This is a genomic window from Aquibium pacificum (assembly GCF_040839445.1).
Lineage (GTDB): Bacteria > Pseudomonadota > Alphaproteobacteria > Rhizobiales > Rhizobiaceae > Aquibium > Aquibium pacificus.
Map to the genome: position 1 here is coordinate 1 of NZ_JBDPGJ010000055.1, position 281 is coordinate 281.

The window sequence follows — 281 nt, forward strand, 5'->3', positions numbered from 1 at the left end:
GAGGGGCACCTGACCGGCAAACCGGTGCTGGTTTTATGATGAATATCTTTATGAATGCTGTAACTAATTTGGTTTTCCGGCCGGGGCCCGTCGCGAAGCGATGGGAGCTCTCTCTGGTGTTGCCGAACCGGCGCGACCGTCAGGTCGCTGCAAGGGCGGGCATTCTCCGCAGCCTGTCCACAGGGCAGGCGATGAACAGGTTATGTGTTTACAGGATTTATTAAAGGATCTTTAAAAGAGGTACAGAGCTGGTGTTTAAAAGGAACCACGCGCCTTGAAAG

At 53.0% G+C, this 281-nt stretch carries 1 protein-coding gene; it reads left to right on the top strand.

The annotated features are described in order from the left end of the window. Positions 1-224, top strand: a 224-nt coding sequence (locus tag ABGN05_RS30135) for a hypothetical protein (RefSeq protein WP_367957746.1), incomplete at its 5' end; no start/stop codon positions are given. Positions 225-281: the final 57 nt, after the last annotated feature.